3 protein-coding genes are annotated in these 1,761 nt (G+C 36.3%); all 3 read left to right on the top strand.

The window, feature by feature from the left end:
- The first annotated feature begins 259 nt into the window (after positions 1–259).
- The 3 genes from H540_RS35410 to H540_RS0122155 all read left to right on the top strand — a co-directional run bounded on the left by H540_RS35410 (position 260) and on the right by H540_RS0122155 (position 1,634).
- Positions 260–478: a S26 family signal peptidase gene (locus H540_RS35410; RefSeq protein WP_028402425.1), complete on the top strand. Its 219-nt coding sequence runs from the start codon at positions 260–262 to the stop codon at positions 476–478.
- A 315-nt stretch (positions 479–793) separates the two neighbouring features.
- Positions 794–1,192, top strand: a complete 399-nt coding sequence (locus H540_RS0122160) for a hypothetical protein (protein ID WP_028402424.1) — start codon at positions 794–796, stop codon at positions 1,190–1,192.
- Positions 1,193–1,427: 235 nt separating this feature from the next.
- Positions 1,428–1,634, top strand: a complete 207-nt coding sequence (locus H540_RS0122155; RefSeq protein WP_028402423.1) for an alpha/beta-type small acid-soluble spore protein — start codon at positions 1,428–1,430, stop codon at positions 1,632–1,634.
- The last annotated feature ends 127 nt before the right edge of the window (positions 1,635–1,761 follow it).

The following is a 1,761-nucleotide window of genomic DNA, read 5'->3' as shown; positions in this document are numbered from 1 at the left end:
AAAAACGCAGATCAATTACAGAAAGAAATTAATCGTTGTAAACAACTTCAGGACCAAGCAAAAAAATTAGGCATTAAAGTAGATGGAAAAAATTCAGATCAATTACAGAAAGAAATTAATCAACACAACCAACTTAACAAAGAAGCTAAAAGATAATAGTAGTATATACAATCCCGCTTTTAGGCTCACTTACGAAAAAAGTGAGCTTTTTATTTTATAGTAAATAGGATTATTAATTAACGTACAAGGGAGTGAAACGATGTCAAATTCGAAAAAAGATCTATTTTTATTGATAAAAATGATTTTATTTACTTGCATCCTTAGCTTTCTAATTCGTTATTTTATGTTTACTCCTTTTGTGGTAAATCGTTCCATTAGTAAAGATAGTCGATATTTTGGATTAGTGCCCATGAAATCGGTCACAGGAAAAGTAGCTGTACGGATATGGCCTTTTAATAAGATTGGAGTTCCTAAATAAAATAGTGTCAGGATTAGGGAATGTAGTTGATTTATGAAAGTATTTAAAAGAGGCAGCTTAATATATGCGCCGGATTACTTAACTTTTAATGGCAGTTTTATTGTGCTGCCTGTTATATGGGCAGTTTTAACATAGATCGTGTTAAAGCTCGTACAGAGAAAAGACTGGGGAAGTGTAATGAAATTTTCTTATTATACAATGGTGAATATTCTGGTTCTCACATTCTTATTCGGACCATTTCTTTTGTAACAGATTATGTGTGAAATGCTTCGTTTTGGTTTATGCTAGATGTGTACATAAAACGGAGGTGGTTATATGAAATCATTTACTGTCCATTTTCACAAAGAGGATCAAGTACAGGCCATGAACGTGCAAAAGCTTAGTGAAGAAGATTTTCAAAAGATGACAGAAGGCGGAACGAGACATTTATTTGAGCTGGATACGAATGTGGGCTTTTTCGTTTATTTTGATGCAGAGGACAGCGTGGGGAAAGAGTCGTACCTCGTGCTTCACTATGAAGAGGAAAACGAAGACCCAAGCGCTTGCTATTCTTTTGAGTTAAAGGATTTTTATCAATTTGCCGCACTATATTTGAACGATTTGGAATTCTATGAAGAAACGGATGAGGAGAAAGAAGAAGACTACGGTCCTGTTCATCACCTTGCACATTTGATGTATCATATCGTTGAAGATGGAAACAAAATAGAAGTGTAAGTGTGGTACAAAAAACATTCAGCAATAAAAGAGACTGCTGAAAAAATGTCTGCTTTGAGGAAGTAATGGAGATTTTTATCAACATACAGAAAAAAGAAGCAGGTAATTAGCTTCTTTTTCTCTTTAAACGGACTTTTTCAGTGCTCTCTTTTGTATAAAAGACAAAAGAGAGCGTTTTTCATACATACATATTTTCACGGTTGCACATCCTACCAGTAAATGGAGGTGATACCGCATGATACGAAACAATAATGAGTTACTTGTTCCTGGTATTGAAGGGGCTTTAGAACAAATGAGGGATGAAATTGCACGCCAGTTCGGTGTCGTACTTGGACCGGAATCTACTGCACGCGCAAACGGTTCTGTAGGAGGCGAAATGACAAAACGTCTTGTCGCCATGGGCGAACAGAATATGAATCGTTTTCCTTCCCGTTTCTCATAATGTTTTTCAATCGGTCAGCTCTGCGGATTTCATAACAAGAGCTGACTTTTTAGGAAACCCGAACGGGAATCCTCTCCCATTCATTGGAGAGATGAAAGTGAGGTCGGATACGGAGTAGCTTCTGCTA

Origin of the sequence: Ectobacillus panaciterrae DSM 19096 (assembly GCF_000430785.1) — a bacterium.
GTDB classification, from domain to species: Bacteria; Bacillota; Bacilli; order Bacillales; family Bacillaceae_G; genus Ectobacillus; species Ectobacillus panaciterrae.
Note: the sequence above shows the minus strand (reverse complement) of the source record. Positions and strands in the feature narration are given on the sequence as shown.

Bases quoted from the DNA above. Each gene is read 5' to 3' on its own strand.
- H540_RS35410 (WP_028402425.1), top strand. From the start codon at position 260: ATGTCAAATTCGAAAAAAGATCTATTTTTATTGATAAAAATGATTTTA.
- H540_RS0122160 (WP_028402424.1), top strand. From the start codon at position 794: ATGAAATCATTTACTGTCCATTTTCACAAAGAGGATCAAGTACAGGCC.
- H540_RS0122155 (WP_028402423.1), top strand. From the start codon at position 1,428: ATGATACGAAACAATAATGAGTTACTTGTTCCTGGTATTGAAGGGGCT.